General features: G+C 73.7%; 21 protein-coding genes. 18 read left to right on the top strand and 3 right to left on the bottom strand.

What is annotated here, in order from left to right; genetic code table 11:
• Position 1: 1 nt before the first annotated feature.
• A complete protein-coding gene (locus MTQ01_RS04465; RefSeq protein ID WP_247487728.1) occupies positions 2-1,018 on the top strand; it encodes a Gfo/Idh/MocA family protein in 1,017 nt (338 codons plus the stop codon).
• Positions 1,019-1,060: 42 nt separating this feature from the next.
• Here the strand turns inward: MTQ01_RS04465 and MTQ01_RS04460 are convergent, their stop codons facing one another.
• Positions 1,061-1,990: a hypothetical protein gene (locus MTQ01_RS04460; protein WP_247486948.1), complete on the bottom strand. Its 930-nt coding sequence runs from the start codon at positions 1,988-1,990 to the stop codon at positions 1,061-1,063.
• A 78-nt stretch (positions 1,991-2,068) separates the two neighbouring features.
• Here MTQ01_RS04460 and MTQ01_RS04455 point away from each other — a divergent pair, with 78 nt between their 5' ends.
• The 17 genes from MTQ01_RS04455 to MTQ01_RS04375 all read left to right on the top strand — a co-directional run bounded on the left by MTQ01_RS04455 (position 2,069) and on the right by MTQ01_RS04375 (position 19,939).
• A complete protein-coding gene (locus tag MTQ01_RS04455) occupies positions 2,069-2,767 on the top strand; it encodes a gluconate 2-dehydrogenase subunit 3 family protein (protein ID WP_247486947.1) in 699 nt (232 codons plus the stop codon).
• Positions 2,760-4,454: a GMC oxidoreductase gene (locus MTQ01_RS04450; RefSeq protein WP_247486946.1), complete on the top strand. Its 1,695-nt coding sequence runs from the start codon at positions 2,760-2,762 to the stop codon at positions 4,452-4,454. Before MTQ01_RS04455 ends, MTQ01_RS04450 begins: the two co-directional genes overlap by 8 nt.
• A complete protein-coding gene (locus MTQ01_RS04445; RefSeq protein WP_247486945.1) occupies positions 4,451-5,533 on the top strand; it encodes a hypothetical protein in 1,083 nt (360 codons plus the stop codon). Before MTQ01_RS04450 ends, MTQ01_RS04445 begins: the two co-directional genes overlap by 4 nt.
• 208 nt (positions 5,534-5,741) lie before the next feature.
• Complete coding sequence (locus MTQ01_RS04440; protein ID WP_211041472.1) at positions 5,742-6,014, top strand: acyl carrier protein; 273 nt, start codon at positions 5,742-5,744, stop codon at positions 6,012-6,014.
• Complete coding sequence (locus tag MTQ01_RS04435; protein ID WP_247486944.1) at positions 6,011-7,048, top strand: acetylserotonin O-methyltransferase; 1,038 nt, start codon at positions 6,011-6,013, stop codon at positions 7,046-7,048. Before MTQ01_RS04440 ends, MTQ01_RS04435 begins: the two co-directional genes overlap by 4 nt.
• 78 nt (positions 7,049-7,126) lie before the next feature.
• Entirely contained in the window at positions 7,127-8,173 is a 1,047-nt protein-coding gene (locus MTQ01_RS04430; RefSeq protein WP_247486943.1) for a glycosyltransferase family 2 protein, read from the top strand.
• Positions 8,170-8,766: an AAA family ATPase gene (locus MTQ01_RS04425; RefSeq protein WP_247486942.1), complete on the top strand. Its 597-nt coding sequence runs from the start codon at positions 8,170-8,172 to the stop codon at positions 8,764-8,766. The genes MTQ01_RS04430 and MTQ01_RS04425 overlap by 4 nt, the downstream gene beginning before the upstream one ends.
• On the top strand, positions 8,763-9,551 hold the full coding sequence (locus tag MTQ01_RS04420; protein WP_247486941.1) for a 4'-phosphopantetheinyl transferase superfamily protein: 789 nt from the start codon (positions 8,763-8,765) through the stop codon (positions 9,549-9,551). Before MTQ01_RS04425 ends, MTQ01_RS04420 begins: the two co-directional genes overlap by 4 nt.
• 249 nt (positions 9,552-9,800) lie before the next feature.
• A complete protein-coding gene (locus MTQ01_RS04415) occupies positions 9,801-10,088 on the top strand; it encodes an acyl carrier protein (protein WP_247486940.1) in 288 nt (95 codons plus the stop codon).
• Positions 10,085-11,398, top strand: coding sequence for a beta-ketoacyl synthase N-terminal-like domain-containing protein (locus MTQ01_RS25125; RefSeq protein WP_247486939.1), 1,314 nt, complete (start codon positions 10,085-10,087; stop codon positions 11,396-11,398). The genes MTQ01_RS04415 and MTQ01_RS25125 overlap by 4 nt, the downstream gene beginning before the upstream one ends.
• Positions 11,391-12,248: a beta-ketoacyl synthase N-terminal-like domain-containing protein gene (locus tag MTQ01_RS04405; RefSeq protein WP_247486938.1), complete on the top strand. Its 858-nt coding sequence runs from the start codon at positions 11,391-11,393 to the stop codon at positions 12,246-12,248. Before MTQ01_RS25125 ends, MTQ01_RS04405 begins: the two co-directional genes overlap by 8 nt.
• Positions 12,245-13,777 (top strand): class I adenylate-forming enzyme family protein, encoded by a 1,533-nt coding sequence (locus MTQ01_RS04400; RefSeq protein WP_247486937.1) that lies wholly within the window; start codon positions 12,245-12,247, stop codon positions 13,775-13,777. The genes MTQ01_RS04405 and MTQ01_RS04400 overlap by 4 nt, the downstream gene beginning before the upstream one ends.
• On the top strand, positions 13,774-14,751 hold the full coding sequence (locus MTQ01_RS04395; RefSeq protein ID WP_247486936.1) for an ACP S-malonyltransferase: 978 nt from the start codon (positions 13,774-13,776) through the stop codon (positions 14,749-14,751). The genes MTQ01_RS04400 and MTQ01_RS04395 overlap by 4 nt, the downstream gene beginning before the upstream one ends.
• A gap of 128 nt (positions 14,752-14,879) precedes the next feature.
• Positions 14,880-15,569: an SDR family NAD(P)-dependent oxidoreductase gene (locus tag MTQ01_RS04390; RefSeq protein ID WP_247487726.1), complete on the top strand. Its 690-nt coding sequence runs from the start codon at positions 14,880-14,882 to the stop codon at positions 15,567-15,569.
• A gap of 47 nt (positions 15,570-15,616) precedes the next feature.
• Positions 15,617-18,082 (top strand): aminodeoxychorismate synthase component I, encoded by a 2,466-nt coding sequence (gene pabB, locus MTQ01_RS04385; RefSeq protein WP_247486935.1) that lies wholly within the window; start codon positions 15,617-15,619, stop codon positions 18,080-18,082.
• Between the two features lie 109 nt (positions 18,083-18,191).
• Positions 18,192-18,377: a Trm112 family protein gene (locus tag MTQ01_RS04380; RefSeq protein WP_247486934.1), complete on the top strand. Its 186-nt coding sequence runs from the start codon at positions 18,192-18,194 to the stop codon at positions 18,375-18,377.
• Positions 18,378-18,403: 26 nt separating this feature from the next.
• Positions 18,404-19,939, top strand: a complete 1,536-nt coding sequence (locus MTQ01_RS04375; RefSeq protein ID WP_247486933.1) for a peptide MFS transporter — start codon at positions 18,404-18,406, stop codon at positions 19,937-19,939.
• Between the two features lie 87 nt (positions 19,940-20,026).
• Here MTQ01_RS04375 and MTQ01_RS04370 read toward each other — a convergent pair whose 3' ends face one another.
• Both MTQ01_RS04370 and MTQ01_RS04365 read right to left on the bottom strand, forming a co-directional pair.
• Positions 20,027-21,874: an ABC transporter ATP-binding protein gene (locus MTQ01_RS04370; protein WP_282613138.1), complete on the bottom strand. Its 1,848-nt coding sequence runs from the start codon at positions 21,872-21,874 to the stop codon at positions 20,027-20,029.
• Positions 21,871-23,727, bottom strand: coding sequence for an ABC transporter ATP-binding protein (locus MTQ01_RS04365; RefSeq protein ID WP_247486932.1), 1,857 nt, complete (start codon positions 23,725-23,727; stop codon positions 21,871-21,873). The genes MTQ01_RS04370 and MTQ01_RS04365 overlap by 4 nt, the downstream gene beginning before the upstream one ends.
• Positions 23,728-23,880: the final 153 nt, after the last annotated feature.

Genomic DNA, 23,880 nt, shown 5'->3' with positions numbered 1-23,880 from the left:
CATGCCCCTGAAGGTGGCCCTTTCGGGCTTCGGCACCTCCGGCGGCGCACGGCTCGCCGGCTACCGCTCGGTGGCCGGCGCGGACGTGGTCGCCGTGGTGGACCCGGGCGAGCAGGCCCGCGACCGCGCGGCCCAACTGCTGGACGGTGGGCGGGTGTTCGGCTCTCTGGAGGAGCTGCTCGCCTCGCCGACCGGCGCCGCGGTGGACGTGGTGGACATCTGCAGTCCGCCGGTCTTCCACGTACCGCAGACCAGAGCGGCGCTGACCGCCGGTGCCCATGTGATCTGCGAGAAGCCGGTCGCGGTCACCGGGGAGGAGGCGCGCGGTCTGGTGGAGCTGGCGCGCTCGCGCGGCCGGCTCCTCTTCCCGTTCCACAACTACGGGACGTCGCCGGTGATGCGGGAGCTGTCGGCCGCGGTGGAGGAGGCCCGGATCGGCCGGCTGGAGTCCGCCGTCTTCCGGATTCTGCGCGACCGGCACGCCCGCGGTGTCGCCGGCTTCGCGCCGGACTGGCGCCGTTCGCGCGAACTGGCGGGCGGCGGCATCCTGTTGGACCACGGCACCCACTGCGTCTACATGGCGCTGCGGCTGTTCGGCAGACCGCCCAAGCAGGTCTCCTGCACGGTCGGCCGGGCCGGCGACGATCCGGCGGCCGTCGACGAGGAGGCCCGGCTGCGGCTGGACTTCGGCGACGCGCACTGCGACATCGAGCTGAGCTGGACCAGCGATGTGCGCTCCAACCACTACTCGGTGCACGGCTCCGGCGGCCTGCTGCGGATCGACGACGGAGTCGTCGAGAGCACGGCCGGCGGCAGCACCGACCGGCGGAACCTGGTCTCCCCGAGCAAGGACCAGACGCATCTGGAGTGGTTCCCGCCGATGTACCGGGAGTTCCGCGGTGTGCTCGCCGATCCCGCGTCCTGGCACCGGCCGGCGACCGAGATCGTCGAAACCGCCCGGATCGTGGAGTGCGCGTACGCCTCCGCCGCCGCGGGCGGTCCGGAAGTGCCGCTGTGAGCACGGTGCGTGCCGCCCGCGCGGCGGCACGCACCGCTTCGTTCAGCCGGCGGCAGGCAGCCCGATCGCTCGGGTGAGCAGCGGTGCCTCCTCGGTCAGGTTGTCCAGCGCCGTGGAACGTTCATGGGAGGCGAAGTAGTGGCAGATCACACGGTCTTCCCGGTCCGGGAGCCACTCCAGGCGGCCCGACCGGTACGGCTCCTCCAGGCTCTGCGAGCCCGTACCGAGCCGGCCGCCGAGCAGCGAGTACGACATCTGCGTCACGTAGCGCGGCGCGAAGCTGATCTCCCGGGGCAGTCCGGCCAGGGTGCGCTCCAGGAAGTCGGCGTCGAAGAAGCGGACCCGGTCCACGGCGGAGAACCCGCAGCACATGTACGACACATGGGGCACGCCGGGCAGGTGGTCGGGTATCCAGTGCACGCCCTGTGGCTCCCAGCCGAACTCGGGCGAGTAGAGGAAGCCGGGGCGCTCGTCCACCGGGGCGGCGGCCCAGTCGATCAGCAGCTGCGGGCGGTTCAGGAAGACCACGTCGCTGTCCATGCTCACCACCGACCGGGTCTCGGCGAGCAGGAAGTAGTCGACCAGCTGAAGGATGCGGACGTTGTTCTGCCGCACCGCGGCGAGCACCGGGTGGTCCGCCAGCAGCTCGGCCACCCGGGCGTCCGCCTCCGCGCGCTCGATGACCCGCACTCCGGGCACCAACCGCTCGAGCCGGGCGACGTCGACGGCGGTCAGCGTGCCGTCGTCGTGCACCACCGGCGTGACCTCCGGCCAGCAGCGGGCCAGCGACTTCACCGCGAAGAGGTACAGCGGGACGTGGTCGGACGAGACCAGGCTGTGCACCTCCACGCCGTGGCTTCCGGTGAACTCCGGGACCCGGGCGCCGAAGAGGCCCCGGGTGACGGAGAACGCCGTACCGGCGCCGCCGGAGCGCTCGGCTCCGTGGGGGGAGGCGGTCTCGGTCTGGCTCATACGGATCTCCTTGAGCAAAGGGGGAGGAACATGGACGTACCGGCTGATTATTCTCAACTCCCTTCGGAAAGAGAAGAGTTGACATGGCTTCACTTCTCCGGGGGCCAGGCGGAGGTGGTGCGGGAGGCGATGGCGCTCCTCGTCCCCGGGCCGACGGATCTGCCCGGCGAGCAGGAGCCGGGCGCCCGTGAGGCCGACGCGGTCCGCTACGCCGACCGACTGCTCGGCGCCTTCCGCACCGAACCACCGCTGATCTACGCGGCCGGCTCCGGCAGCGCGCACGTACCGCTCTCGCCGGAGCAGCGGCACGGCTGGCTGCTGCGGGTGCGGGAGCTGCAGGACGCCTACCGCGAGGGCACCGCGCTCCTGGACCGGCTCGCCGACGGCGACTTCGCCGCTGCCGACCCCGCGGTGCGCCACCGCGCACTGCGCGATCCCCGGGCGCACACCTTCCGCGGACTGCTCTTCGACCACGCGATCGAGGGAACGTACGGCGATCCCGTCTACCGCGGGCGCCCGGCCCCCGGCAGCACGGTGCTCCCCACCCCGCCCCTGCCTCCGCCCTCCGCACCGGAGGACGCGTCGGAGAACGCGCCGGAGGACACGCCGCCGCCCACGTCACCGGAGAGCGCCGCCCCCGCGGACGGCGCCGCACCGTCCGCGGACTCCCCTCCCCCGGCGGACGCCGCCGCCCCGTACGGCGAGGAGACCGCCGCGCTGCTGCGGGACTTCACCGCCGCCGCGCGCCGGGTGGTACTGGGCGGCGACGATGGCTGAGCGCGCGGTGGTGGTCGGCAGCGGCCCGGGCGGCTCGGTCGCCGCGATGGTGCTGGCCGAGCGCGGCTGGGACGTCACGGTGCTCGAACGAGGGCCCAGCCACTTCGAGGACCTCGCCGACCCGGCCCCCGCGCACCGCTTCTCCTCCGACGAGGTCAAGGGGCCGGTCCGGGGCTTCGAGTACCCGGACGTGCTCGCCGAACCGCGCGTCTACGAGGAGCGCCGGCCCGGCGGCGGACGCCACACCGGCTTCGTCAACGCGCTGCCGGCCACCGTGGGCGGCGGCTCGGTGCACTGGGACGCCAAGACCCCCCGGCTGTGGGACCTGGACTTCGCCAAACGCTCGCTGCTCGGCCCGCTGCCGGACGCCGACGTACGGGACTGGCCCTTCGACTACGCCGAACTCGCCCCGCACTACGAGGAGATGGAGCAGATCCTCGGCGTCCAGGGCTCGCTGGCGCAGCTGCCGGACTCCCCCACTCTGCGGCACGCCCCGCGCGGCACCGACTTCCCGATGCCGCCGGGGCCCGACCAGTCCTCCTCGCTGCGGATCGCCGAGGCCGCCCGCTCGCTGGGGCTGCGCCCCTTCCCGATGCCGATGGCTGCCAACTCCCGCGCCTACGACGGCCGTCCGGCCTGCTTCGACTGCGGCGCCTGCTGCGGCTACGGCTGCCCCAACCAGTCGCGGGGCAGCGCGCTGATACCGCTGCGGCGGGCGGTGCTGGCCGGCGCCGAGGTGATCCCGCACGCCACCGCGACCCGGGTGCGGTACGAGGGTCGACGGGCCCGCTCGGTGGTGTGGCGGGACGCGGCGGGCCGGGAACACGAGCTGCCCGCCCGACGGGTGGTCCTGGCGGGGTCCGCGGTGGAGACCTGCCGGCTGGCGCTGCTCTCCGAACTCCCGGACCCGGGCGGGCTGGTGGGCCGGTTTCTGATGTTCCACTGGTACTCCGTCGCCTACGGGTTCTTCGCGGGCGAACCGGTGCGCGGCGAACGCGGCCGCAACATCACCCACGCGCTGGACGACTTCGCCGACCCCGACCACCCCGGCGCCCGCGCCGCCGCGCAGGACGCGGGGCTGCCCTACTTCCGCGGCGGCGTGGTGGAGCTCGGCGGCACACCGCTGGGCCGGGTGGCCGAGGGCCGGGTCTACCGGCGGCTGCTGCCGGAGCTGGCGGAGGTGCCTTACGGCGCGGCGTTCAAGCGGCTGATGCGCGAAAGCCCGCTGAGAGACCGGCTGTTGGGCGTCCAGATGCACGGCGAGGACGTCCCCCAGCGGGAGAACACGGTGACCCTCGACCCGCATCTGCGGGACTGGCGCGGAGTGCCGGTGCCCCGTGTCCGCTGGGCGCCCCACCACCACGAGACGACGGCCCAGCGCTTCTACCTGCCCCGGCTCGCGGCGCTGCTGCGCGCCGCCGGCGCGGACGCCGTGGCCGCTCTGCCGGAGACCCGCTCGGCGGCCTTTCCCGACGAACCGGCCTTTGTGCCGGGCAACTTCCACACCCTCGGCGGGATGCGCATGAGCGAGGACCCCCGCTCCGGCGCCACCGACGGCGAGGGCCGACTGCACGGCCTGGACAACGTATTCGCCGCCGACGGCAGCCTCTTCCCGGGCTCCGGCGCGCACAACCCGACTCTGACGCTGATGGCGACCGTACTGCGGAACACCAGGAGGACGACGTGACCGACCACAGTCCCGCACCCCGGGCCGCGACACCGCGCCCCCGCGCCCCCGAGTACGCCTTCGACCCGACGGCGGCCCTGGGCTGGAAGAATATCGGACTGGACGGGCTGGGCTGCTTCCTGCGCTCCGTCGAGGCGGTGCTGGTGGGCCACGGCTACGGGGGGAGGGAGATCGCGCAGGGCATGGCCGTACCGCTGGACCTGGTGCGGCGCGGCGAGTGGTACGGGCCGATGAGCGAGTTCCCCGCGTGCACGGTGCGCTGGCAGCTGGCCGGGATCGGCGAGGGGGACCGGCAGTGGCCGCTCGTCGTCGAGACGCTGGCCTCCGGCGCCCCGGTGGTGCTGATGCCCGACGGTTTCCACTGGCCCGGCGACGAGTACGAGGGCCGCGAGCACTTCCACCACCACATGGTGCTGGCCCACCGGCTCGACGGGCAGGGCCTGCATCTGCTGGACATCGACGCCCCGGCCGCCGAGGGGTACCGCCGGATCGTCGAGGTCGACGCCGAGCTGCGGATGTCCGCTTCGCGGATCGCGCTGGTCGAGGACATCGCGCCACCGCGCCGGCGCCCCGCCGAGGAGGTCGCGGAGGCGCTGCTCCCCTCCTCGCTGACCGCGCTCGCCGAGGACATCGCCGAACTCCGGGCGTTCCACGGCCGGGTGTGGTCCGGCGGGCCGCTGCCGGTGCTGGTCGCCAAGGGCATGGACGTCCTGGTCCTCGGCGACATCCAGCCGCAGCTCTTCCTGCTCGGCCACGCGCTCGCCGACGCGCGGGAGGAGTCGGTGCGGCGGGTCTCGCAGGCCGCGCTCACCGCGGCGGGGCGGGCACAGAAGCTCGGCCTGCTCCTGCTCGGCCTGCACCGCTTCCAGGCCGAGGGGGTCTACGCCGTCGCCCACGAGGAGATCTCCCTGCTCGCGGACAGCCTGGAGGGGCTGCTGGGCGAGATGCACCGCTGGCACGGGAGCGGGAGACCCGCGACGACCGAGACGGACGGCGCGCGCATCACCCGCCGGCTGCTCGGCGAGACGCAGTGGTGCTTCGGCGCGGGAAAACCGTTGGAGAACATCGCCATCGGATAACCGGGCGGCTCGTTGAAACGCCTTTCGCAAGGCCCTGTGGAATGCAATCCCATGGGGTCCGAAAAGCATTCCCCAATGCAATTTCCATGATTCAGGCAAACCGTTGACAGCTTTCTGTGCCGGGCATAGCGTCTGCTCGTGCCCGGCCGCGCCGAACTATCGGCGCACCGGTGAATCATTGTTCGCTTTCGGTGAGGAGAGCAGTGGTATGGGTTCGGACGGCGAAATACTCCAGGAAATTCGTACGGTCCTGGTGGAGCAGTGCGACACCGCACCGGATCGGGCTGCGGAAATCACCCTGGACGACCCGGTGTCCGCACTGGAACTGGACTCGATCACCATGGCCTACGTCTTCAGCCACTTCGAGCAGAAGCACGATCTCACTTTCGAGAACGACGACATCGATCCGATGCGCTACAGCACGGTTCGAGAGCTTGTCGAAACCCTTTCCGGCCGCATCGCGGAGGCCGGCACCCGATGACGTCCGACAGCGCGCTGCTGCCCGTCGGCGAAGCGGAGGCGGCGGCTCCCGACGACGCCCTGCTGATGGATGTGCTGGCGTCGCAGTACCGGCTCTCCGCGGTGGCCGTGGCCGACCGCCTCGGAGTGTTCGCCGCACTGGCCGAACAGCCGTCCACCGCCGCCGCACTGGCCTCCGACCGTGAGCTGCACCCGCACGGCACCGCCGTCCTGCTGGACGCGCTGGCCGCACAGGGACTGCTGACCGTGTACGGAGGCGCGTACCACCCGACCGCCTCGGCGCGGGCCTTCCTGCTGCCCGGCACCGCCCGCTACTGGGGCCCGATGCTCGGCCTCGGCTGGGACGAGCGCTGCACCGCAGTCCGCACCCTGGTGACCGAGGGGACGGCGTACGGCTACCGGGGCAAGGGCATCTGGGACACCCACAACCGCTCCCGTCACCACGGCGAGCTGTTCGCCCGCGCCATGCACGCACACTCCGCGGGGCCGGCCGCAGCGCTCGCCGCCACCCTCGAACTCGACGACTGCACCAGTCTGTTGGAGATCGGCGGCGGCGTGGGCACCTACTCGCTGGCGCTGGCCGGACGCAATCCGCGGCTGACCGCGCAGGTCCTGGACCTGCCCGTGGTCGAGCGCCCGGCCGTGCGGCTGATCGAGGACTCGGGCCTGACCGGGCGGGTACGGCTGCGCGCCGGCGACATGTTCGGCGAGACCTGGCCCGGCGACCAGGACCGGGTGCTCTTCGCCGACGTCCTCAGCGACTGGGACGACGAGGGCTGCCGCACCCTGCTCGGCCGCGCCCGCAAGGCACTCGCGCCCGACGGGCGGCTCCTGATCCACCAGGTACTGCTCGACGACTCCCGGCACGGCTCCCACTCGGCGGCCGGCTACTCGCTGGCGCTGGCCGTGATGACCGGCGGCCGGCTGCGCACCCTGCCCGAACTGGCCTCGCTGCTCGCGGAGTCCGGCTTCGGCGACTGCGCGGCGACCCCCGCCTACGGCCACTACTCGTTGATCACCGCGCACCCCGACTGACCCGCGGGGCAGCCCGGTCATCCGCCGCTACGGAGCCCCGTACGCGCGAATCCACTCCCCGGTGAATCTGGAGCAGACATGGACAACCAGCCCCGTGTTACCGCCATCATCACCAGCCGGGAGCGCTTCTCCTACGCGGAGGAGTCGCTCAGGAGCTTCTACGAGCACACCGAGCTCCCGTGCCATGTGGTGTACGTCGACGTCAACTCCCCCCGGGACCGGTGGGAGAAGCTCAAGCGACTCGGCGACGAACTGGGCTTCACCGCGATCCGCCTGAACAAGTACGTCTCGCCCAACTGCGCGCGGAACGTCGGGCTGCGGTTCGCCGAGAGCGAGTACGTGGTCTTCCTCGACAACGACGTGGACTACACGCCCGGTTGGCTGGAGCCGCTGGTCGCCTGCGCGGACAAGGAGAAGGCCGCCATGGTCGGCCCGCTCTACCTGCACGGCCCGCTGGACGAGCAGGTGGTCCACATGGCCGGCGGCGACATGGAGTTCTCCGGCGTCTGGGGCACCCGGGAGTTCAAGCAGACCCAGCGGTACTTCATGAAGCACGTCACCGAGGTGCCGAAGAAGGAGATGCGGCGCCAGCAGTGCGACATCATCGAGTTCCACTGCGCGCTGGTGCGCCGCGAGATCTTCGACCGGGTCGGCGGGATGGACGAGGGGCTGCTCACCACCCGTGAGCACCTGGACTTCAGCCAGCGGGTGCTGGACGCCGGCGGCACGGTCTGGTTCGAGCCCGAGTCGGTGATCACCTACCGGATGCCGCCGCCCTTCGCCCTGACCGACCTGCCGTACTTCATGCTCCGGTGGAGCGACGCCTGGACCGAGGACACCCTGCGGCACTTCGCCAACAAGTACGGGATCAGGCCCAGTTACGTCGAGCGCGTCACCAAGAACCGCAAGGGCAGGCAGTGGCTGCTCTTCGAGCAGATCAAGCAGTACCTGCCGGACAGCCTCGGCGAATCCGGCACCAAGGTCGTCAAGCGCTCGTTCCAGAAGGTCGAACCGCTGGTCAACCGCGCGGTGGTGGAGGTGCTGACCTTCCGCGACGAACCGCTCCAGTGGCAGGTCCACCACGGCTCGGCCGACCGCGCCCGCGCGAAGGTCCCGGCCTCATGAGCGGCGCCCCCACCGCGGACGAGGCAGCCGGCCCGGACGCCGAGGGCGGCGGACAGGCCGCGCCGGTGGTCGTCATCACCGGCATCCCCGGCAGCGGCAAGTCCACCATCGGCGCGCTGCTCGCCGAACGCCTGGAGCGCGCCGTGCTGATCGAGGGCGACACGCTGCGCCGCATGGTGGTCTCCGGCCGGGTCGAGATGTCCCCGGACCCGGAGCCGGAGGCGCTGCTCCAGTACGGGCTGAGGCTGCGTCATCTGGCGCACCTCGCCCGCTCCTACGCCGCCGCGGGCTTCCCGGTGATCGCCGAGGACAACATCCTCGGCGCCTATCTGGAGGAGTTCGTCGAGATGCTCGGCGACACCGTCACCGCGCACGTGGTCGTACTGGCCCCGCGCGCCGAGGTGGTGCGCGGACGCGACGCGGCCCGGACGCACCACGCGTACGGCGACGACGGCTGGGGCGCGGAGGCACTGGACGCGACCTTCCGCGAGGAGACCGCCCGGATCGGCCACTGGCTGGACACCTCCGAGCAGAGCGCCTCGCAGACCGCCGACACGGTCCGGCGACTGCTGGCCCTGGGCGAGGAGCGGTGAACGGCCCCGACGCCCGGGTGGCGCTGCCCGGACCGGGTCGGGCCCGGCTCTGGCAGCAGCGCGTCACGCCCGGCTCGGCCCGCAGCTGCTCCTCGCTGCTCAGCCGCGAGGAGCGGTTGCGAGCCGCGGCGATGACGGACGCGGCCCGGGCCCGCTTCACCGTCGCCCGCGGTGTGCTGCGCGGGGTGCTGGGCAGCGGACTCGGACTGCGGCCGGACCGGGTCCCGCTGCGCGTCACCTGCACCCGCTGCGGCGCCGGCGACCACGGACCGGTGCGGCTTGACCTGCCCGGAGTGGACCTGGCCCTCTCGCTGGCGCACTCGGACGAACTGGCCGCGGTCACCGTGGCGCACGGCGAACGCGGAGTGGGGGTGGACGTCGAGGCGGGCACCTCGGTCGGCGACCTCGGGACGCTGGCACGACGGGTCTTCGCACCCGCCGACCACGACCGGTGGCAGGAGCTGCCGGCCGACCGGGCCCGGCCGACCGTACTGGCGGCGTGGGCCTGCGGCGAGGCGTACGCCAAGGCGACCGGGCTCGGCCTGGGCACCGCCCTGGCCGGTGTCGGAGCGCGGCTGGACGGCGACGGGCGGCTGGTCGTCGCCGGTCCGCGGGAGCTGGACGGCTGGTCGGTGCGGAACGTACCGGCACGGCTGTCCGGATACGCGGCGGCGGTGGCGACCCGGCGCGAAGTACGGCTGAGCGGGGGCGACTTCGCACGCACCGGCACCGCGGGCGCGGACGGCACAGCTGCCGCCCTGAGCGGACCGGCGCACCGCGGCTGAGACACCGGAAGCCCGAGCGCCGAACCGGCAGCCGTGCCCGCCGGCGGGCACGGCACGACCGGCACGGCAGGCAGAGAGCAGAGGGCACGCGACAGACGGGGCGGCACAGGACAGGACGACCGCACGGGACAGGACGACCGCGCACCGGGCGCGCCAACGGCGGCGCCCCAGGCGGTGGTTCAGGGACGGGACACCGGACGAGGGACCGGCGGAAGCCGGAGCGACAGCGGGCAGGGAGAGGGAGAGGCTATGCAGGACGACCGGCAGGCTTCGGCCGCGGAGCGGACGGAAGCGCTGGTGCGCGACCGCCTGGGCGCGCGGATCGGGGCCGAACTCGCCCACGCCCTGGACCGCGGGGAGAAGTTCCACGACGTGGGCATCGACTCTCTGGACATCGTCGTCGTACTCGCCGAACTGGAACGCGACTTCGAGGTCGAGCGGATCGCCGACGGCGAGCTGTGGGACATCGCGGACTCGGTCGACGCGCTCGTCCACTATCTCGACACCCACGGCCACGCGCCCGCGGAGACCCCGTGAGCACCGCCGGCGCACCTGCCGCGGACGGGCAGGCGACGGACACACGGGCCGCGGACGCACGGGCCGCGGACGCACCGGCCGCACTGGCACAGGACGACGGCGCACGGGCCGGGGACGACCTCGACCGCGCGCCGGTGGTGACCGGGCTCGGAGTGCTGTCGCCGGGCGGCGTCGGCACCGAAGCCCTGTGGCGCGTCTGCCGGTCCGGCGACGGCGAGTTCCGCGAGGTCACCCACTTCGACGTCTCGCGCACCGGCACCCGGGTCGCCGGCTTCGTGCCCGAGGAGCCCGGCGCTCCCGTCCCGGGCGAGGCGGCCAGGCTGCCGTACCTGCTGCACCGCGCCGTCACCTCCGCTCTCGCCGACGCCCGCGAACGCACCGGCGCACGGGACGTGCCGACCGCGCTGGTGCTGGGCACCACCGACAGCGGCGGCTGTCCCGGCACCGAGGTGTGGCGTGCCTGGGCCGAGGGCAACAGCACCCGGCTGGACGCCGGTTGGGAGCCCTGGGCCCCCGACGGCGCGCCCCGGGGCGACCACGAAGGAGGCCCCGACGCGTCCTTCCCCGACGGCCCGGTGGTCCAGGTGGGCAACGCCAGTGCCGCGGGCGCCACCGCTCTGGGCGTCGCCACGGACCTGCTGCGGGACGGTGTCGTGGAACGCGTCGTGGTCTGCGGCGTGGACACCGTCACCGAGACCGCCTTCCACGGGCTGGCCTCGCTGCGGACCCTCAACCCGCGCGGCTGCCGCCCCTTCAGCACCCGACGTGCGGGCATCCGGATCTCCGAGTGCGGCGCCGCGATGGTCCTGGAGCGCGGAGGGGACCGCACCACCTCCGGCTACGCCCGGTTGCGGGGCTGGGGCAGCAGCAACGAGGCGAGCCAGGCCGCACGTCCGGACTACGAGGGCGTCGCCAAGGCCGTGCAGCGCGCGCTCGCCGACGCCCGCACCGGGGCCGACCGGCTCGACTACGTCAACGCGCACGCGGCCGGCACCCGGCACGGCGACATCGCCGAACTCCGGGCGCTCGACGAGGTGTTGGGCGAACGGCTGCCGAAGGTTCCGGTGGTGAGCACCAAGGCCGCCCTGGGCCACTGCCAGGGCGCCGCAGGCACCGTGGAGGCGATCATGACCGTACTCACGCTCGCGCGCGGCGAGGTCCTGCCCACGCTGGGGCTGGAGGACCGCGATCCGCGCTGGGACCATCTGAACCTCGGCGACCGCGCGCCGGAGGCACCGCCCTCGGTCGGAATGACGATCTCCTGCGGTCTCGGCGGTTCCAACGTGGCGGTGGTGTTCAGCCGTGACTGACGCCTCCACTCCCCGTTCCGCCACGTACGCGGCCTCCACCACCGACACCGACCGCGCGCCGGGCGGCTCCCTCGCGGCGCCCGTGAACCTCGCCGGCCTCGTCGTCCGCTCCGCGCGACAGCCCGTGCCCCGACTGCCCGAGCGCACCGAGGAGTTGCCGCGCACCCCGCTGGCGGTGCGGGACCTCCTGCGGCCCGCGCTGCTGGCCACCGCCGAGGCGGCCGTCGCCGAGGCGGGGCTGAGCCCCGAGGAGGTGCGGAACATGGGCTGCGTCACCGCCTCCAACGGTGCCACCGCGGCGACCGGCAGCTACATCGCCCAGGTGTTGGCCGGGCCCGGCCCGCGCTGGCTGGCACCGGAGTGCTTCCTGCACTACTCGCCGCACACCCTCACCGGCGAACTGTGCATCGCCCTCGGCCTCGACGGCTGCGCGGTGACCCTCACCGGCGCCTCCGCCGGAGTCGACGCGCTCGGCTACGCCGCGCTGATGGTGCGTTCCGGGCGCTGCAGCAGCGTTCTGGTGGCCGCCGCGCACTGGCCGCAGCCCGCGACCGCCGACGACGAGTCCGTACCGCTGCTGACCACCGCCGCCGCGGTCCTCGGCAACGGCGGCAGCGGGGCGGTCAACGGCCGGGTCGCGGTGACCGGTTGGCGTCCCGGCGGCAGCCACCCGGCGGTGCGCCGCGACGAGCCGGCCGGTCCGGCGGACGGGACGGCGGGCGGCAGGGACACGGACGTGACCGCGCCGTTCGCGGCCCTGGCCGACCGGCGGGACTCGCACGACGCACGCGGCACCGAACTGGTCTGCGGAGGCTCCCGGCTGACCGCGGTGGCGGGAGCGGGCGAATGAGACCGTCGGACCACACCGCACCCGCACCCCACCGCACCACGAGCGGCAGCGGGGCGCCCGTCGCACCGGACCTGCTCTCCCTGCTGCGCGAGCGCGCGGAGCGGGACGGCGACCGGACGGCGCTGGAGCACGAGAGCGCCGTGCTCTCCTGGGCCGAGCTGTACGCACGCGTCCAGCTCGCCCGCCCCGCCCTGCCCGCGCCCACCGGCGGGCGGAGCCGGACCGGACTGCTCGCGAGCAACCACCCCGACACCGCGGTGGCGCTCCTCGCGCTGATCGCCAACGCCGCGGAGGTCGTGCTCTACGACGCGCGCGCCACCGCCGCCGAACGCGACCAGGTCGCCGAACTGGGCAACGTCGGCCACTGGTACGGCACTTCGGCCGCGTCAGAGCCCGGCTCCACCCCGACCGGCCCCCTCCCCGACACCACCACAGCCGCCGACACCACCACCGCCGCCGCCACCGACGGTGCGCCCGCGTACATCGGGCTGGTCACCTCCGGCACCGGCGGGCTGCCGAAGGTGGTGCGCAAGAGCTGGCCGGTCACCGTGGCCAACTCCGGCGCGTACGCCGAGAGCGCCGGATACGGCCCCGGCGACCGGCTGCTGTGCACCACGCCGCTGCACCACGCGTACGCCTTCGGTGCCTCGCTGCTCCCGGCGCTGCTCAGCGGCGCCACCCTGGTGCTCGCCCCGCACCCGCCCTCACCGGCCGGACTCGCCCGCGCGCTGCGGGAGAGCCGCGCGACGGTGGTGCAGACCGTGCCGTTCCTCTACCGGGCGATGCTGGAGTGCGGCGAGCCGCTCGAGGCTCCAGATCTGCGGTTCTGCCTTTCGGCCGGTGAACCGCTGCCGCCCGAGCTCGCGCGCACCTGGCACGAGCGCGTCGGCGCGCCCGTGCGCAACCAGTACGGGGCGACGGAGTTCGGCCAGATCGCGTTCGCCGCCGACGACCCCGAGGGTCCGATGCGGTTGATGCCGGGCGTCACCGCACGGCTCTCCGACGAGGACGGCAACTGGCTGACCGACGAGGACGGCCGCTGGCTCGCGGACGCCGGCCCGCAGACCGTCGGCGATCTCCATCTGCGCCAGCAGGGCGCGGAGGTCGACTACTGGGGCCTGCCCGAACTCGGCCCGGCCGCCCTGCGCGAGGGCTGGTTCCGCACCGGTGACACCGGCCGGCTGCCCGGGCCGGGGCTGGTGGAGGTACGGGGACGCACCGACCGTCGGATCACGGTGGCCGGCCGGAAGGTCGACCCGGACGAGGTGGAGCGCGCCGTGCTGTCCATGGCGGGCGTCAACGAGTGCCGGGTGAGCGCGGCGCCCTCGGTGCCGGGACGCACCGGCGACGCCTTCGTGGCCTTCGTCGCCGCGGAGCCGACCGTCACCGAGATCGAACTGCGGCGTCATCTGGCCCGGTTGCTCTCCTCCTACAAGGTGCCCACCCGCTTTCATCTGACCGAGCGGCTGCCCCGAACCGGTTCGGGCAAGGTGCACATGGCCAGGCTCTGGGCGGGGGTGCGCGCATGACACCGCTCGCCGCGCTCGAAACGGGCCGCTACGCACTGGTCTTCCCCGGCGCCGGTTCCCATCTGCCGGCCATGGCCCGCCGGTTGTGCCGTACGTTCCCGGCGGCGGTCGAGGTGCTGGAGCGTGCCGAGAAGGCCGTCGGACTCGATCTGGCCCGGCTCTGCCGCGCCGGTACGGCGCCCGAGCTGGCGCCGCCGGAGATCTCCCATCCGGCGGTGGTGGCGACCGCGCTGGCCGGCAGCACCGCGCTCCGCGCCCATCTGGGCGAGCGACTGGCGCCGCCCGCCTTCATCGGCGGCCACAGCCTGGGCCACTTCGCGGCGCTCGTCGCCGCCGGGTCGGTCGGCTTCGAGGACGCGCTGGTGCTGGTGGCGCGCCGTGCCCGGCTGATGGCGGAGCAGTCGCGCCTGCGTCCCGCACTGATGGCCTCGATCGGCGGCCTCGCACCGGCACGCGTCGCCCGGTGGTGCGCGGACTGCCCGCCCGCCGTCGGGGTCGCCGTCACCGGCTGCCTCAACGGGCCGCAGCAGACCGTGGTCTCCGGCGACGAGCGCGCGGTGCGCTGGGTGACGGACCGCGCCACCGAGGCGTCCACCGAGCAGGAGCCCGTGCACGTACGGGAGTTGACCGCCGGAGTGGCCTCGCACTCGCCGCTGATGGACCCGGTGCAGGACGAGCTCGCCCCGGCGCTCGCCGCCCTCGGACCGTCCGCACCGACCGCGCCCGTGCTCCTGAACACCACCGGCCGACCGAGCACCGACCCCGGGGAACTGGGCACCGATCTGCTGCGCCAGCTCTCCGCCCCGGTGCTCTGGAACGACGCGATGCGCGCGGTGCTGGACTCCGGAGTGGAGACCGTCGTGGACACCGGCCCCGGCCAGGTGCTGTGCAAGGCCGCCGCCCTCCACCCGGACGCGGCCCCGCTCGCGCTGAACTTCATGCAGCCGCTGGAAAGAGTGGTGCCACTGCCGTGACCACCGACCGGAACCGCACCGCGCACACCGACGGCCCGACCGGCCCGACCGGCTCCACCGGCCGCGCCACGACGGCCGCGCTCACCGCCGACTCCTCCGACTCCCCGTCCCCGCGCGGGCGTTCGGCGCTGGTCTTCGGCGGCAGCCGGGGCATCGGGCTGGCCACCGCCCGGGCGCTGGCCGCGCAGGGCCACCGGGTGACGGTGGCCTCCCGCGGCGGCGAAGCGCCCGACGGACTGGCCGCGGTGCGGTGCGACGTGGCCGAACCGGCCGATGTGGACCGCGCGTTCGAGAGCGCCGGGCGGCGGCAGGGACCGGTCCAGATCGTGGTCTGCAACGTCGGGGTGCGCGAGGACAACCTCCTCATCCGCTCCGACGCAGCCGCCTTCCAACGCGTCGTCAACACCAATCTGACCGGCAGTTGGCGCGTTCTGCGCCGGGCCGCCCCCGCGCTGGTGGACGGCGGTTGGGGCCGGGTGGTGCTGGTCTCCTCGGTCGCCGCGGTGCTCGGCATGGCGGGCCAGACCAACTACGCGGCCTCCAAGGCGGCGCTGGTCGGACTCGGCCGGACGGTGGCCCGCGAACTGGGGCCCCACGGAGTGACCTGCAACGTCGTGCTCCCCGGCTTTGTGCGCACCGCGCTCACCGAGGACCTGCCCGCACCGCGGCGGGCGCAGATCGTCGACGGCAGCGCACTGGGGCGGGCCGCCGAACCGGAGGAGGTCGCGGCGGTCATCGCCTTCCTCGCCTCCGAGGCGGCCGGCTATGTGACGGGCGCGGTGGTCCCCGTCGACGGAGGTCTGGCGATGGGCGTATGAGCACCACCGGTCATCCCGACGTCCCCGGACCAGCCAACGGAGCCTCCATGCGGATACTGCTCGTGGACAACTACGACTCCTACAGCTACAACCTGTTCCAGCTGATCGCCACGGTCACCGGAGCCGAGCCCGACGTGGTGAGCAACGACGACCCGGTGCTGCTGCGCCCGGACGTGGCGGGGTACGACGCGCTGGTCGTCTCGCCGGGCCCCGGACACCCGGGCGCACCGGGCGACTTCGGGCATCTGACGGGTCTGCTGGCCGCGTCCCGGCTGCCGGTCCTCGGCGTCTGTCTGGGCCACCAGGGGCTCGCGCTCGCCGCCGAGGCCCGGGTCGAGCAGGCGTGGGAACCCCGGCACGGCTGGCTGAGCCCGGTGCGCCACCGGGGGCGGGAGCTGTTCGCCGGCATCCCGCAGCACTTCACCGGGGTGCGCTACCACTCGCTGGCCGTGCGCGAGCCGCTGCCGCCGGAGCTGGAGGCCACCGCCTGGGCGGAGGACGGCGTGGTGATGGGGCTGCGGCACCGCCGACTGCCGCGCTGGGGAGTGCAGTTCCACCCGGAGTCGGCCTGCACCGAGCACGGCGACCGGCTGATAGCCAACTTCGTGCGGCTCGCCCGGTCCCACGCGGTCGCCGGCTCGCCGCGCCCCGCCGTCTCCCGGCCCCGTACGCTCCGCCCGACCGCCCCCGCGCTGCGGACCGCCCCGGCGCAGGCGTCCGACGGCCCGGCTCCGGCCGGCCCCCGGGAGGGGCGGACGGACCGCGGCGGCCCGCCGACTGCCGTACCGGACAGCGCACTTGAGCCCGCCGTCACACGCACCGCGCCGCCCGCGGACGGCGCGCGGACCGCGACGGAGTACCGGCTGCACCACCGGCGGCTGGCGTCCGAGCCGGACACCGAGGCGGCCTTCCGCGAACTCTTCTCCGCGACCGCGCACGCCTTCTGGCTCGACAGCTCGCGCGCCGAACGGGGACGTGCGCGCTTCTCCTTCCTGGGCGACGCCTCGGGGCCGCTGGCCGAGACCGTGCGCTACCGCGCCGGTTCCGCGCGGGTGTCGGTGACCGGCTCGGACGGCACCACCACCGAGGTGGCGGGCACGGTCTTCGACTACCTCCGCGAGGAGCTGCACCGCCGCCGCATACCCGCTCCCGACCTGCCGTTCGACTTCGTCTGCGGCTATGTCGGCTATCTCGGCTACGAGTTGCGCGCCGACTGCGGTTCGCCGCTCGCCCGCCCCTCCACGGCCGACGACGCGGGCTGGATCTTCGCCGACCGGCTGGTGGCGGTCGACCACGAGCGCGGCGAGACCCATCTGCTCTGCCTCTCCCGGCCCGACGACGCCGACGCCGCACGGGCCCGGCGGTGGATCGACCGCACCGCGCACAGTCTGCGCACACTCCCGCGCACCGAGCCCGAGCCGGCCCGGACGCCGCCCGCCGACTCCCCCTCCCGCTCGGGCGACCGGGGCGCGGACCGCTACCTCGCCGACATCCGGGAGTGCCTGGCGGAGCTGCGCGCCGGCCAGAGCTACGAGGTCTGCCTCACCGACCGCCTCGGCCTGCCCGGCGACCCGGACGGCCTGGAGGTCCACAGCAGGCTGCGCCGCATCAACCCGGCACCGTACGGGGCGTATCTGCGGCTCGGCGAGCTGGAGGCCGCCTGCTCCTCGCCCGAACGTTTTCTGCGCATCACCGCCGACGGCACCGTGGAGTCCAAGCCCATCAAGGGCACCGCTCCCCGGGAGGAGGACCCCGAGGCGGACGCGGACGCCCGGCGGGCGCTCGCCGCGGACGCCAAGACCCGCGCCGAGAACCTGATGATCGTCGACCTCCTCCGCAACGACCTCGGCCGGGTCTGCGAGGTCGGCAGCGTCCATGTGCCCCGGATGATGCACGTGGAGTCCTACGCCACGGTCCACCAGCTGGTCTCGACGATCCGCGGCCGGCTCGACCCGGCCGCCGATCCGGTCACCTGTGTGCGCGCCTGCTTCCCCGGCGGCTCGATGACCGGGGCGCCCAAGCTGCGCACCATGGAGATCATCGACCGGTTGGAGGGCCGCCCCCGGGGCCTGTACTCGGGCTCCATCGGCTACTTCGGCCTGGGCGGCGGCGCCGATCTGAACATCGTCATCCGCACCGCGGTCCGCAGCGGCGGCCGCTGGAGCGTCGGCGCCGGCGGCGCGATCGTGCTCGACTCCGACCCGGGTGCCGAGCTCGAGGAGATGCGGCTCAAGTCCCGCGCCCCCGTGCACGCCGTACTCGCCGCCGCCCGCGCCGGCGCAACCGCGCAGACCGGGCACGCACAGGCCGCACCCGCAGAGCCCGGGCACGCACAGGCCGCACCCGCACAGGCCGGGCACGCGCATGCCGGGCACGCGCAGGCGGGAGCCGCGTCGGAACGCGGGCCGTCCCGGCACGGGTTCACCCAGCGCGGCGCCCCCGGGCCCGAGGCCCCCGGTTCGGGGCCGCCAACGAACGTGTCCGCTCCCGTCCCGGCACAGCCCCGGAGGTGAACCGGCCCGAGGGAGCCGCGGCACCCGTCCCACCCGGACGGTCCCTCAGCGCGGTGGCGACACCGCGGACAGCACAACTCACCACCCACGGAACGAAGGAAGACCTCTCATGATCGAAAGCCGTCTGCTCGACATCCTCGCCTGCCCCGTCTGCAAGACCCGGCTCGACGCCGACGCCTCGAGCGACTCGATGACCTGCACGGGCGCCGAGTGCGGTCGCACCTACCGGGTGGTCGACGGCATACCGCTGCTGCTGGTCAGCGAGGAACTCGAAGCCACTTCGCTGGCCGGCTGAGACCGGTCGCGGGGCACTGAGCACTGATGTCGACACCGGCGGGCGAGGGCGAGGACAGCGTGACAACGGGGGACACCGCGCAGAAGGACGTGCGCACCCGGAATCGGCACCCACGGGGACTTTTCACCCTGTGGAACGTCGAGATGTGGGAGCGGTTCAGCTTCTACGGGATGCGGGCGATCCTCGTCCTCTTCCTCGCCGCGCCGGAGGACCAGGGCGGGCTCGGGCTCGCCCCGCACATCGCCGCGGCGATCTTCGGCATCTACGGCGCACTGGTCAACCTGCTGGCGCTGCCCGGCGGTTGGCTGGCGGACCGGCTCTGGGGCTCGTACCGGGCGGTGCTGTGGGGCGGTGTGGTGATCACCGCGGGACACTGCACCCTCGCCGTCCCGGCGGGCCCCGGGGCCACCTATCTCGGGCTGCTGCTGGTCGCCGCCGGCACCGGCATGCTCAAGCCCAGCATCTCCACCATGGTGGGCAGGCTCTACGACCACGAGCAGGACGCCGCCCAGCGGGACGCCTCGCGCCGCGACGCCGGCTTCTCGCTCTTCTACATGGGCATCAGCGTGGGCGCCTTCGCGGCCCCGCTGATCACCGGCTACCTCGGTGAACGGATCGACTGGCACGCCGGGTTCGGCGCCGCCGCGGTCGGCATGCTGATCGGTCTGCTGGTCTGCGTGCACGGCGGACGGCGGCTGCCGGCCGTCACCCGCGAGCGGGTGCGCACCGCGAAGCCCGCCGAGATGCAGCGGATGCTGAGCCTGTGCGCGGCGGCGGTCGCCTTCGTCGTACTGCTCTGCCTGGGCCTGGTGGCGCTGTGGGGGATGACGTTCACCAAGGGCATCATCCAGTCCGTCACCGCCCTGACCGTGCTGATCCCGGTGGTCTACTTCGTCTCCATGTTCCGTACGGCCGGCCTGGACCCGGTCGACCGCAGCCGGCTGCGGGCGTACATCTGGATCTTCCTGGCGGCCAGCATGTTCTGGATGATCGCCGAGCAGGGCGGTTCGCTGGTCAGCCTGTTCGCCCGCGACCACGTGGACCGCGACCTCTTCGGCTGGGAGTTCCCCACCAGCTGGTTCCAGTCGCTCGGCCCGTTCTACAGCATCCTGCTGGCGGGCGCCTTCGCCGCACTGTGGATACGGATGGGCACCCGGCAGCCCAGCACGGCGGCCAAGTTCGCCATCGGGCTCGGCGGTCTGGGCGTGGCGACGCTCATCATGGCCGGTGCCGGCATGGCGGCGGCGGGCGGCGAACGCGTCTCCATGATGTGGCTGCTGGTGGCGTTCCTGGTGCAGATCATGGCCGAGATGTGCCTGAGCCCCACCGGGCTCAGCGTAACCACCCGGCTGGCACCGCCCCGGTTCGCCAACCAGCTGATGAGCCTGTGGTTCCTCTCGGTGGCGATGGGCAGCGCGCTCAGCTCCCAGGTGGTGCAGCTGGGCACCGTCTGGTCGCCCGGCACCTACTTCGCCGTGCTCGGCTGCGCGGCGCTGGCCTGTGCGGGTGCGGTCGCCGTCTCCCGCAAGCACCTCAGCCGGCTGATGCGCGGCGTCAACTGAGCCTGCGGCGCGGGTACGGAGGAGGGGGTGGCGGCCGGTCCTCGGCCGCCACCCCCTCCTCCGTGTCCACCGGCACCTGCCGACGGTTCAGCCCCGGCCGGCCGCCTCCGCCGCACCCGACGTACCCGCCTGCTCCGCCGCACCCGCCTGCTCCGCGCCCGTGGCTCCCGCCGTCGCCGACTGCCAGGCCGCGTAGAGCTCCGCGTACCGGCCGGGTCGGGTCGACAGCTCCTCGTGCGTGCCCTGCTGGACGATGCGGCCGGCGTCGAAGACCAGCACCCGGTCCGCCGCCTCCGCGGTGGAGAGCCGGTGCGCCACCGAGACCGCGGTACGGCCCCGGGTGGCGGTCTCCAGTGCGCGCTGGAGGCGCTGTTCGGTCGCCGGGTCGACGGCCGAGGTCGCCTCGTCCAGTACGAGCAGATCCGGATCTGCGAGGTACGCCCGGGCCAGCGCCACCAGTTGGCGTTCGCCGGCCGACAGCGCCTCGCCGCGCGGCCCGGCCGGGGTCCGCAGACCGTCGGGGAGCGATTCGGCCCAGCCGGTGAGCCCGAGATCGGCCAGCGCGGCGCGGACCTCCTCGTCGCCGACGTCGGCGCGGCCGTAGCGGATGTTCTCGCCGACCGTGGTGTTGAAGAGGAATCCGTCCTGAGGCACCATCACCACCCGCCGCCGCAGCGACTCCAGCGGCACGTCCGTCAGCGGCACCCCGCCGAGCAGCACCCGTCCGGAGGACGGATCGGCCAGCCTGGTCAGCAGTTTGACGAAGGTCGACTTGCCGGAGCCGGTCTCGCCGACCACGGCGACCCGGCTGCGCGGTGCGATCTCCACCGAGACCCCGTGCAGCACCAGTCCGCCGTCGGGGTAGGCGTACTCCACCTCCTCGAAGCCGACGCCCACCGGGCCGGGCTCCAGCTCCACACCCTTCTCGCCCGGGTCCTCGACCTCGCGCGGCGCCTCGATGACGGCGAGCGTGCGGCGCAGCCCGGCGAGTGCGTTCTGGAGCTCGTTGAGCACCTCGGTGCTCATCTGCGCCGGGCCGATGAAGAGCGTCACCAGGAAGAGGAAGGCGACCAACTCCCCCGCTGTCATGTGGCCGTTGACGCCCAGCACGACGCCGAAGCTCACCACCGCGCCGATGGCCAGCGCCGCGGCGATCTCCCCGCTGGAGAGGGTGACGGCCACCAGTCGCTGCGCCCTGCCCTGCGCCTTGCGGTGGTCCTCCACTGCGGTGTCGATGCGGCTGCCGATCAGTCCCGAGGCGTTGTGCGCACGGATCACCGCGGCGCCGGCGACGGCTTCGCCGGTGGTGGCGAGCATCGCGCCCGCGCGGGTGCGGACGTCGGCGTAGCGGAAGGAGAGCCGGTGCTGGAGCCGCGGCAGGATCAGTGCGAGCGGCAGGAAGACCGCCCACACGGTCAGCGCCAGCGCCCAGGAGTAGGCGAACATCACCGCGCTGCCCACCAGCAGTTGGCAGCCGCTGACCAGCAGCATGCCGCCGAACTGGAGGAAGATGCTGAACTGGTCCACATCGCCGGTGACCCTGGCGACCAGATCACCGCGCTGCTCGCCGCCGAGCGCGGGCGCGGACAGATCGTGCACCCGCCGGAACGCCTTCTTGCGCATCTCCGCGAGTGCCGTCTCCACCTCCCGGTAGAGCCGGTGGTTCATCCGGAAGGTGATCCACGCCGTGCAGAGCACCGCCACCGCGCAGACGCCGACCGAACCGAGCACGAATCCCGTGCGCGGCCCCTCCTCGGACTGGATTCCGGTGTCGAGCGTCACCTGCACCGCGATCGGCACCACCACCCGGCCCGCGGCCGCGACCACCGCGAGCAGCAGGACGATGAGCAGGCCGCGCCGCAGCGTCGGCGAGGTGGCGAACAGCCGCTTCAGCGTGCCGGTCGCGCTGTGGTGGGAGCCCCCGATACGGCTCATGCGGTCCGTTCCTCCTCGGCTTCTGCGGCGGACGCGCCGACCCGCGCGTCCCCCTCGCTTCCGTCGTCCCCGGCACCGTCCTCGGCCCGGTGCCCGTTCTGCTCGCCCTCGTAGGCGGTGACCAGCGAGCGGTACCCCGTGCAGCGGGCGAGGAGTTCGGCGTGCGAGCCGGCGTCCGCGACCCGGCCGCGGTCCACGTAGACGATGTGGTCGGCGAGTGCGATGGTCGCCTTGCGGTAGGCCACCACCACGACGGTGGAGGGCAGTTGGGAGGTGCGCAGCCGATTGAGGATGCGGCTCTCCACCTCCGGGTCGACGCTGGAGGTGGCGTCGTCCAGCACCAGCAGTCGCGGCCGGCGCACCAACGCCCGTGCCAGCGCGACGCGTTGGCGCTGGCCGCCGGAGAGGGTGGCGCCGCGTTCACCGACCCGGGCGTCGAGCCCGTCCGGCAACTCGCGCACCACCTGGGCGACATCGGCCGCCTCCAGCGCCTCCCAGACGGCCGCGTCGTCCCGCTCCAGACCGAGCAGGACGTTGCCGCGGACGGTGTCGTCGAAGAGCAGCGCCTCCTGCGGGACGAAGGCCACCGCGGACGCCACCTCGCCCGAACGCATCTGCCGCGCGTTCATCCCGTCCATCAGCACATCGCCGCGGTCGGGGTCGATCAGCCGCACCATCAGCGCCGCCAGGGTGGACTTGCCCGAGCCGGTCGGACCCACCACCGCCACCGTGCTGCCCGCGCCGGTGCTGAGCGTCACGTCGCGCAGCACATCGCTGCCGTTGTAGGCGTAACTCACCCCGCGGGCGTCGAGGTTGAGCGGGCCGGGGTCGGTCAGCCGCAGCTCGCCGCTGGGCATCTCGCCCTCGGCGTCCAGCACGGCGCGCACCCGCTCCCAGCCGACCGCGGAACGCGGCAGTTCCGCCAGCACCCAGCCGAAGGCCCGCACCGGGAAGGCGATCATCGTGAACAGATAGGCCACCTGCACCAGTTCGGCGACGCCGATCGCCCCGGAGGCCATCCGGCTGGTGCCGACCGCCAGAACCGTCAGGATGCCGAGGTTGGGCAGGGCGTCCAGCAGCGGGTCGAAGCGCCCCCGCATCCTGCCGACCGCGACATTGGCGTCCCGCAGGGCTTCCGCCCGCTCCGCCATCCGCGCGGACTCGTGCGACTCCAGGCCGAGGGTCTTCACCACCACGGCGCCGTCGAAGCTCTCGTGCGCGATGTCGGCCACTTCGGCGCGCAGGCTCTGCGCGCGTGCCGCCAGCGGGGAGAGCCTGCGCTGGTAGAAGACGTTGAGCAGTCCGATGGCCGGGAAGAGCGCGATGCTCACCAGCGCCAGCACCGGATCGACCAGGATCAGCGAACCGATGGCCGAGACCAGCATGATCAACACGCCGAGCGCCGTCGGCAGCGGGATGATCGGCGCCCACACCGCCTCGACGTCGGAGTTGACCGTCGACAACAGCCGTCCCGCGGAGTGGCGTTGGTGCCACGACAGCGGCAGGTGGAGATAGCGGTGGGCGACTCGGCGCCGGTAGGTGGACTGGAGCCGGAACTGCATCAGCCCGGCGCCCACCCGGCGCCCGATCACACCGACCACCCGCAGCATCGCGACCGCGAAGATGGCGGCGCCCGCTGCCGCGAGAGCGGCGTACGAGGTCTCCCCGCTCTCGAACGCGGGCAGGATCACCCGGTCGGTGATCCTGCCCAGCGCCCAGGAGGTGGCGACCGGTGCGACGCCGTACAGGGCGCTGGCCGCGAGCGCCGCACCGAAGATCCAGGGCTCCTCCCGCACGGCGGCCGTCAGAACGGGCAGGCCCTTGCGGCGTGAGGGCCCGTCGGCTTCGGACACGGATGTCCTTCCTTCCTGCGCGGCGCGCGGCCGTGTCCGCCCACCGCCCGGCCCACCGCCCGGCACGGCCTCCGCGGGGCGCGAGGGCGCGTTGCGGCGCGGTGGCCCGGTGGGGCGGCACCGGCCGGGTCGGCGGGTTCTACGGGTGCGGCG

It is taken from the genome of Streptomyces sp. XM4193, assembly GCF_023072595.1.
In the GTDB taxonomy this organism is placed as follows: domain Bacteria; phylum Actinomycetota; class Actinomycetes; order Streptomycetales; family Streptomycetaceae; genus Streptomyces.
Note: the sequence above shows the minus strand (reverse complement) of the source record. Positions and strands in the feature narration are given on the sequence as shown.

Excerpts from the sequence above, each read along its gene's own strand:
- MTQ01_RS04460 (WP_247486948.1), bottom strand. The coding sequence starts at position 1,990 with ATGAGCCAGACCGAGACCGCCTCCCCCCACGGAGCCGAGCGCTCCGGC.
- MTQ01_RS04400 (WP_247486937.1), top strand. The coding sequence starts at position 12,245 with ATGAGACCGTCGGACCACACCGCACCCGCACCCCACCGCACCACGAGC.
- MTQ01_RS04450 (WP_247486946.1), top strand. The coding sequence starts at position 2,760 with ATGGCTGAGCGCGCGGTGGTGGTCGGCAGCGGCCCGGGCGGCTCGGTC.
- MTQ01_RS04370 (WP_282613138.1), bottom strand. The coding sequence starts at position 21,874 with ATGAGCCGTATCGGGGGCTCCCACCACAGCGCGACCGGCACGCTGAAG.
- MTQ01_RS04415 (WP_247486940.1), top strand. The coding sequence starts at position 9,801 with ATGCAGGACGACCGGCAGGCTTCGGCCGCGGAGCGGACGGAAGCGCTG.
- MTQ01_RS04380 (WP_247486934.1), top strand. The coding sequence starts at position 18,192 with ATGATCGAAAGCCGTCTGCTCGACATCCTCGCCTGCCCCGTCTGCAAG.
- MTQ01_RS04375 (WP_247486933.1), top strand. The coding sequence starts at position 18,404 with ATGTCGACACCGGCGGGCGAGGGCGAGGACAGCGTGACAACGGGGGAC.
- MTQ01_RS04435 (WP_247486944.1), top strand. The coding sequence starts at position 6,011 with ATGACGTCCGACAGCGCGCTGCTGCCCGTCGGCGAAGCGGAGGCGGCG.
- MTQ01_RS04395 (WP_247486936.1), top strand. The coding sequence starts at position 13,774 with ATGACACCGCTCGCCGCGCTCGAAACGGGCCGCTACGCACTGGTCTTC.
- MTQ01_RS04440 (WP_211041472.1), top strand. The coding sequence starts at position 5,742 with ATGGGTTCGGACGGCGAAATACTCCAGGAAATTCGTACGGTCCTGGTG.
- MTQ01_RS04465 (WP_247487728.1), top strand. The coding sequence starts at position 2 with ATGCCCCTGAAGGTGGCCCTTTCGGGCTTCGGCACCTCCGGCGGCGCA.
- pabB (WP_247486935.1), top strand. The coding sequence starts at position 15,617 with ATGCGGATACTGCTCGTGGACAACTACGACTCCTACAGCTACAACCTG.
- MTQ01_RS04430 (WP_247486943.1), top strand. The coding sequence starts at position 7,127 with ATGGACAACCAGCCCCGTGTTACCGCCATCATCACCAGCCGGGAGCGC.
- MTQ01_RS04425 (WP_247486942.1), top strand. The coding sequence starts at position 8,170 with ATGAGCGGCGCCCCCACCGCGGACGAGGCAGCCGGCCCGGACGCCGAG.